The sequence below is a fragment of the Gordonia sp. 852002-10350_SCH5691597 genome, assembly GCF_001665715.1.
GTDB lineage: Bacteria > Actinomycetota > Actinomycetes > Mycobacteriales > Mycobacteriaceae > Gordonia > Gordonia sputi.
Window position 1 is genome coordinate 23,799 of record NZ_LZMO01000111.1, and the last position, 7,402, is coordinate 31,200.

6 protein-coding genes and 1 pseudogene are annotated in these 7,402 nt (G+C 65.7%); 5 read left to right on the plus strand and 2 right to left on the minus strand.

Annotated features, from left to right (window positions below):
- Positions 1 to 174: 174 nt before the first annotated feature.
- Both A5777_RS08270 and A5777_RS08275 read left to right on the plus strand, forming a co-directional pair.
- Complete coding sequence (locus A5777_RS08270; protein ID WP_064862285.1) at positions 175 to 3,441, plus strand: error-prone DNA polymerase; 3,267 nt, start codon at positions 175 to 177, stop codon at positions 3,439 to 3,441.
- A 100-nt stretch (positions 3,442 to 3,541) separates the two neighbouring features.
- Complete coding sequence (locus A5777_RS08275; RefSeq protein WP_005207899.1) at positions 3,542 to 3,769, plus strand: DUF167 domain-containing protein; 228 nt, start codon at positions 3,542 to 3,544, stop codon at positions 3,767 to 3,769.
- A gap of 123 nt (positions 3,770 to 3,892) precedes the next feature.
- Here the strand turns inward: A5777_RS08275 and A5777_RS08280 are convergent, their stop codons facing one another.
- A complete protein-coding gene (locus tag A5777_RS08280; RefSeq protein WP_064862286.1) occupies positions 3,893 to 4,357 on the minus strand; it encodes a tRNA (cytidine(34)-2'-O)-methyltransferase in 465 nt (154 codons plus the stop codon).
- 60 nt (positions 4,358 to 4,417) lie between these two features.
- Positions 4,418 to 5,374 (minus strand): serine/threonine dehydratase, encoded by a 957-nt coding sequence (locus A5777_RS08285; protein ID WP_064862275.1) that lies wholly within the window; start codon positions 5,372 to 5,374, stop codon positions 4,418 to 4,420.
- A 108-nt stretch (positions 5,375 to 5,482) separates the two neighbouring features.
- Here A5777_RS08285 and A5777_RS08290 point away from each other — a divergent pair, with 108 nt between their 5' ends.
- From A5777_RS08290 to A5777_RS08300, 3 genes and pseudogenes are all read left to right on the plus strand, one after another.
- Positions 5,483 to 6,367: a bifunctional methylenetetrahydrofolate dehydrogenase/methenyltetrahydrofolate cyclohydrolase gene (locus A5777_RS08290; protein WP_064862287.1), complete on the plus strand. Its 885-nt coding sequence runs from the start codon at positions 5,483 to 5,485 to the stop codon at positions 6,365 to 6,367.
- Positions 6,364 to 6,687, plus strand: coding sequence for a DUF3017 domain-containing protein (locus A5777_RS08295; RefSeq protein WP_064862276.1), 324 nt, complete (start codon positions 6,364 to 6,366; stop codon positions 6,685 to 6,687). The genes A5777_RS08290 and A5777_RS08295 overlap by 4 nt, the downstream gene beginning before the upstream one ends.
- Before the next feature lie 256 nt (positions 6,688 to 6,943).
- Positions 6,944 to 7,402 (plus strand): annotated as a pseudogene (locus tag A5777_RS08300) (hypothetical protein); the annotation flags it as partial.

The window sequence follows — 7,402 nt, forward strand, 5'->3', positions numbered from 1 at the left end:
AACGTCGTCGAGTTGAGCGAGGATGTGGGTCCAATCGAAGGATGTGGGTGCTGCAGCACCCACATCCTTCAGTTCGACACATATTCAAAGTCGGGTGGCAGGGACTGTCGTCGGCGAGGCGAGGGGGCAGCCCACCACTCACCGTCTGTCGAACGTATGTTCTATGATGGACGGGTGGGTTGGAACCAGGGCCCGCCGACCTGGCGGGAGATGGAGCGAGTGCTGTCGGGGCGCTCGCCGAAAGGCGGTCGGCCGGGGGAGTTCTTCGGTCCCGAGCAACCCGGCGACGGCAACGACAGCCCCGCGTGGTCGCGCAAGCGGGGTGCCTACACCGCACCGGAGGTTGCACGCGAGCGCTCGTCGGTGCGCTACGCCGAACTGCACGCGCACAGTGCCTACAGCTTCCTCGACGGGGCGTCGATGCCCGAGGAGATGGTGGAGGAGGCGGCCCGACTCGACCTGACCGGTCTGTCGATCACCGACCACGACGGTTTCTACGGCGTGGTCCGATTCGCCGAGGCCGCAAAGGAATTCGCGATGCCGACGGTGTTCGGTGCCGAACTCTCCCTGGAGCCCGACGTGACCCGGACCGGGGTGACCGATCCGGCCGGTGAGCATCTGCTGGTCCTCGCGCGTGACAGTGAGGGCTATCGGAGGTTGTCACGAATCATTGCCGACGCCCACATGTCCGGTGGTGAGAAGGGGCTGCTGCGCTACGACGTCGACCGGCTGACCCGCGACGCAGGCCACTGGGTGATCCTGACGGGCTGTCGCAAGGGCGCGGTTCGCCGAGCGTTGGATCGGGCGGGTATCGGTGCTGCCGAGGCCGCTCTTGGCGGAGTGGTCGAGCGGTTCGGACGCGACGACGTCGTCGTCGAACTCACTGCTCAGGGCCTGCCCGACGATGACGAGCGCAATGCGGTACTCGCCGACCTCGCGCGACGATTCGGGCTGCCGACCGTCGCGACGTCGGGGGCACACTTCGCGGGGCCGCGCCGTCGACGCCTCGCGCTGGCGATGGCGGCGGTCCGTGCCCGCACCGACATCGAGACCATCGCGGGCTGGATGCCGGGGGTCGGCGGTGCGCATCTGCGCAGCGGCGACGAGATGATGCGCCTGCTGCCCGCGCATCCTGACGCCATCGCCGCCGCGGCAGACCTCGCCGACGACTGCGCATTCTCACTCGGATTGATCGCGCCGCAGTTGCCGCCGTTCGACGTGCCGGCCGGGCACACGGAGTCCAGTTGGCTACGGCATCTCACCATGACCCGCGCGCGACGCCGCTATGGGACACCAGCCCAACATCCGGCGGCCTACCGGCAGATCGAGCACGAGCTGGCGATCGTCGAAACGCTCACCTTCCCCGGCTATTTCCTCGTCGTCGCCGACATCGTCGACTTCTGTAAACGCAACGACATCCTGTGCCAAGGCCGGGGGAGCGCCGCCAACTCCGCGGTGTGTTACGCGTTGGGTATCACCAACGTCGACCCGGTGGCCAACGAGTTGCTGTTCGAGAGGTTCCTCTCACCTGAGCGTGACGGGCCACCGGACATCGACGTTGACATCGAATCGGACCGTCGTGAAGAGGCGATCCAGTACGTGTACCGACGGTATGGCCGCGAGTACAGCGCGCAGGTCGCCAACGTGATCACCTACCGGGGCCGATCGTCGGTGCGCGACATGGCGCGAGCGCTCGGCTACGCGAGTGGTCAGCAGGACGCCTGGAGCAAGATGCCCGATACCGCGCCCGACGACGTGCTTGATCTCGCAAGCGAGATCGCCAACATGCCAAGGCATCTCGGAATCCACTCCGGTGGGATGGTGATCTGTGATCGCCCCATTGCCGATGTCTGCCCGACGGAGTGGGCGCGGATGGAGAATCGCAGCGTGTTGCAGTGGGACAAAGATGACTGTGCCGCAATCGGTTTGGTCAAGTTCGATCTGCTCGGTCTCGGGATGCTCTCGGCGCTGCACTACGCGATCGATCTGGTCGCCGAACACAAGAACATCCATGTCGACCTCGCCAAACTCGACCTCTCTGAGCAGGCGGTGTACGAGATGCTCTGTCGCGCAGACTCTGTCGGGGTTTTTCAGGTGGAATCACGAGCGCAAATGGCAACCCTCCCGCGACTGAAGCCACGCTGCTTCTACGATCTCGTCGTCGAGGTCGCGCTGATCCGTCCGGGACCGATCCAGGGCGGATCGGTCCACCCGTTCATCCGCCGACGCAACGGCCAGGAGGAGCCGACCGTCGAACATCCGTCGATGTGGCCAGCGCTCAAGCGAACACTCGGCGTACCGCTGTTCCAGGAGCAGCTCATGCAGTTGGCCGTCGACGTCGCCGGATTCGACGCCGCCGAGGCGGATCAGCTCCGTCGTGCGATGGGGTCCAAGCGCTCGCCCGAACGCATGCAGCGGCTTCGTCGACGTTTCTACGAAGGTATGCAGCGCACCCACGGCATCACCGACGAGGTCGCTGACCGGATTTTCGAGAAAATGGCAGCCTTCGCCAATTTCGGTTTCCCCGAGAGTCATTCGCAGAGTTTTGCATCGTTGGTCTTCTACTCGTCGTGGTTCAAGCTGCACCATCCGGCGGCCTTCTGCGCGGCACTGCTGCGTGCGCAACCCATGGGCTTCTACTCGCCGCAGTCGCTGGTTGCCGATGCGCGCCGACACGGCGTCGACGTGCACCGGCCGCATATCAACGCGTCGCTGGCCGAGGCGACGTTGGAGAACGATGGGCTCGACGTGCGGCTCGGGTTGGCGTCGATACGCGGGGTCGGAGACGACGTCGCGGCGCGCATCGTCGAATCAAGAGGAGCCGACGGTCCGTATACGAGTATCACCGACCTGTCGCGGCGAGCCGATCTCAACCTCGCACACCTCGAGGGATTGGCGGGCGCGGGTGCGTTCGAGTGTTTCGGCATGAGTCGACGACAAGCGTTGTGGGAGGCGGGCGCGGCGGCCTCCGCGAGCGTCGAGCATCTCGAGTTGGAGTCATCTGCGCAGGTACCGACGCTGCCGGGATTGTCGGATGTTGAGCTGGCCGCCACCGATGCCTGGGCGACGGGGATCACGCCGTCGAACTATCCGACGCAGTTCCTGCGTCCGCGGTTGACTGCGATAGGTGTCCTGCCCGCAGAGGCGCTATTGTCTGTGCCGGATGGGTCACGTGTCATCGTCGGAGGGGCTGTCACCCACCGGCAGCGTCCGGCGACAGCATCCGGCGTGACGTTCATCAACCTCGAAGACGAGACCGGGATGGTCAACGTGGTGTGCTCGGTCGGGCTGTGGTCGCGGTATCGCGAGTTGGCACACTCGGCGTCGGCGCTGCTGGTACGCGGCAGAGTGCAGAATGCAGAGGGTGCGGTGACGGTGGTTGCAGATCGGTTGCAGCGGATGGATCTTCGAGTGGGTACCCGCTCGCGGGATTGGCACTGACGTGGGATTTGCAGTGATGTGAGATGTGCACCGATGTGAGATGTGCACTGACAACGGCGCGGAAAGCATTCGCGCACAACGACAGCGGGGAGAGGAACAGATGGCGAAACAGGTGATCGTCACGGCAAAACCGAGCAGTCGCAAGGGGCCGCTCGTCGAGACCGGGCCGGACGGTTCCATCACCATCTACGTGCGCGAGCCCGCCACCGAGGGTAAGGCGAACAAGGCGGTCGCCGAACTGCTCGCCAAGCACCTCGGCGTGCCGAAGTCCAAGGTGGCACTCATCGGGGGAGCGACCGCGCGCACCAAGCGTTTCCGCGTGGGCTAGGCGGGCTTTCCGTCGGGTTCTACTAAGCCCGCGCGCCTCCATCGAGTGGGCCCCGCACAGTGTCGACTGTGCGCTCCGTGGCGCCGACTGTGCGTCAGTCCCGTTCGTGCGCAGGTACTTTCGTCACACCGCGCCGTCGAATCCGTTCTGTCGCCACGCCTCGTATACGACGATGCTCGCGGCGTTCGCCAGGTTGTGTGAGCGTCGCCCGGCGAGCATCGGGATACGAAGCCGGTCGGTGATCTCGGGTTCGGCGAGTACCTCGTCGGGGAGTCCGGTGGGTTCCGGACCGAACAGCAGCACGTCGCCGGGTTGATAGTCGACGTCGGTGTGATATCGCGATGCATGCGCGGTGAATGCGAAGACGCGTTGCGGTTTCAGCTCGGTGAACGCTGTGACGAGGTTCGGGTGGACGGTCACGTTCGCCATCTCGTGGTAGTCGAGGCCTGCCCGTTTCACCTGAGCGTCGGACATCGAGAAACCGAGCGGCTCGATCAGATGGAGTTCGCTGCCGGTGTTGGCAGCCAGCCGGATCGCGTTACCCGTGTTGGGCGGGATGCACGGCTGATAGAACATGATGCGGAACATGGCGTCCATTGTGCAGAGCGTGATCCGACGCCTTGTCGGGGCGGTCGGCGCCCAGTCGGCTCAGAGGTCGTCGGGTCGGGTGTTGGCTCCGCACAGCAGCACGCAGAGCGTCGAGTCGGGGGCTGGCGTCACCAGCCCTGCGGCGACCGCTGCGACCGCGGTGGCGGTGCCGTGCTCGACGACGATGCGGAACCGTTCCCACAGCATTCGACGCGCGGCGATGATCTCGTCGTCGGAGACGACGACGCTCTCGACTGCCTTGTCGGCGATGGTCGACCAGCAGATGTCGCCGATCCTGGTGGCGCCCAACGAGTCCGCGGCGATGCTGTCGAGCTCGACCGACACCGGCCCACCCGCCTTCACCGCTTGATGCAGACTCGACGCTCCGGTGGGCTCCGCGCCGACGAGACGATCGCCGGGGCGCTGGGCAGCTGCGAGACCTCCGAGCAGTCCGCCGCCTCCCACGCATGCGACGACGGTCTGCGGCCCGGGAACGTCTGCGGCCAACTCGAGGGCGATGGTCCCGGCGCCCGCGACGATGTCGGGAAGGTCGTACGCGTGGAGCAGCAGCGCACCCGTCTTCGTGGCGAGCGCACCCGCGAACTCGGCCGCGTCGTGATACCTGGAGCCGTGTAGACGCACGTCGGCTCCCAGATCCCGCAGCGCCGTCACCTTCACCGGTGGCGCGTTCTCGGGTACGACGACGGTGCACCGCGTGCCGACGATCCGCGCCGCATGCGCTGCGCCGATCGCGGCGTTTCCGCCGGACGCCACCACCACTCCACTATCTGCGAGCTCTCCCGCGTCGCGTGCCGCGAGCACGGCATTCACGCTTCCGCGGGCTTTGAGCGAGCCGCCGAGCTGCAGGTACTCCAGCTTGAAGACCACCGGAACACTTCCGCTGACCGTGTCGATCTCCGCGCGCAGCACCGGCGTGCGTCGAACGTGCGTCGCGATGCGGCCTCGCGCCCTCCTGACGTCGGCGATGGTGACCGGGCGGGCGGCGTTCGTGGGCATATGGCAGCACGGTACTCGGATGGGCGCAACGCATCGCGACCCCGACATCTGACACACGACACCTGCACACCTGACACCGAGCCTCGGACAGGATGGAACAATGGACGGGTGAGCGCGATACGACTCGACGGCAAGCTGACCCGCGACGAGATCTTCGCCGATCTCCGTGAACGCGTCGACAAGCTGCGGATGGCCGGCGTGATGCCGGGTCTTGGCACGATCCTCGTCGGCGACGATCCGGGATCGCAGTCCTACGTCAAGGGCAAGCACTCCGACTGCGCCAAGATCGGCATCGCGTCGATTCGTAAGGATCTACCCGCGGATGCCACCACCGAAGACCTCAACGCAGCCATCGACGAGCTCAACGCAGACCCCGGTTGCACCGGCTACATCGTGCAACTCCCGCTGCCGCGACATCTCGACGAGAACGCCGCGCTCGAGCGGATCGATCCCGCCAAGGACGCCGACGGTCTGCACCCGATCAACCTCGGACGACTCGTCCTCGGCAAGGAGTCGACGCTCCCATGCACACCGCGCGGCGTGATCCACCTGCTGCGGCGCTACGACATCCCGATCAATGGTGCCCGCGTCACCGTCGTCGGCCGTGGTGTGACGATCGGACGCCCGATCGGCCTGCTTCTCACTCGACGCAGTGAGAACGCGACCGTGACGCTGTGTCACACCGGAACCCGCGACCTCGCCGCAGAGATCAAGCGTGCCGACATCGTCGTGGCGGCGGCGGGTGTGCCGCATCTGGTGACCGGAGACATGGTCAAGCCGGGGGCAGCGGTCATCGATGTCGGCGTCAGCCGCACCGAGGACGGTCTGGTCGGCGACGTCGCTCCCGACGTGTGGGACGTCGCGGGATATGTGTCGCCGAATCCGGGCGGCGTCGGGCCACTGACGCGAGCGTTCCTGCTCGTCAATGTGGTCGAGCGTGCAGAGGCAGATCTCGCAGCCGGAGTGAGCGTCGCCGGAGATTCCGGACGGTGAACTCAGCGACGGATGCGCGGGTGCGACAGCTTCGCCATGCCCGTCGGGTCCGCGCCTACATCGCGCAGATTCCCTATCTGTTGGTGATGCTCGGCGTGATCGCCGGAGCGGCGCTGGTGTTGTTCGACCGTTGGCGACGTGGTTCGTTCGTTTTCGGAACGGCTCTGCTTCTCGGCGCATTCATGCGCGCGGTGTTGCCAACGTCACGAGTGGGATTACTGCAGGTCAGAGGTAGATTCTTCGACGTTATATCCCTTGCCAGCGTTGGATCCCTCATGCTATGGCTAGCTGCGTCAATAGATCCGTTGGGCACGGATTGATTACAATATGGAGCACGCTTCGGTAAAGTGTCCCGTGACGTGAGCTGATCTGGCACCTGTTGGATCGGCATCCGGGACCTCTGGATCGATTGAACCCAGGCGTGAGCGCACCGAGTGAGTCGTGGTGCGCTGCGGCTGTGCGTAGAGCGCGTCGCACTGAACGGCGAACGACGAACGGCGACAAACGGGCAGGCAACCAATCTCTTCGACGCTGGATAGACCACACGATCGCTCCACCCACGACGAGACGACGTCGATGGGTGTTTCCTTGGGTCAGGGCATGATCCACTTCGTCCTGCTCACGCGTGACGGCTCGGGTCGCGAACTCGTGGAGTCACGGGTGATCGACGTCGATCCCAGCGATGGTCACGACACCTCGGGCAGAGTCAACGCGGGCATCGACCTCATGCTCGACGCCGCGCGCGGCGCCGAACGACGCGTGGGGCCGATCGGTGTCGCGGCAGGCGGCGATCTCGGGCGTGAGCTCATCGGCTCGACGGGGTCGGGTCCACGCCGGCAGATCCACCTCGTCTCCGTTGAGGAGGCCGTGGTGGCCTGCTTGATCGAAACGGGCCAGATCGGGAGGTACCGGTCGGTGGTCGTCGTCGACTGCGGCGACAGCGGCACGACCTTTTACACCGTCGAGCCTTCGAGTGGAGCCATCGGCGACATCACACACTCACGCGCGCTGTCGGGTCGCGCGCTCGACGACGCG

Excerpts from the sequence above, each read along its gene's own strand:
- A5777_RS08280 (WP_064862286.1), bottom strand. The coding sequence starts at position 4,357 with ATGTTCCGCATCATGTTCTATCAGCCGTGCATCCCGCCCAACACGGGT.
- A5777_RS08275 (WP_005207899.1), top strand. The coding sequence starts at position 3,542 with ATGGCGAAACAGGTGATCGTCACGGCAAAACCGAGCAGTCGCAAGGGG.
- A5777_RS08285 (WP_064862275.1), bottom strand. The coding sequence starts at position 5,374 with ATGCCCACGAACGCCGCCCGCCCGGTCACCATCGCCGACGTCAGGAGG.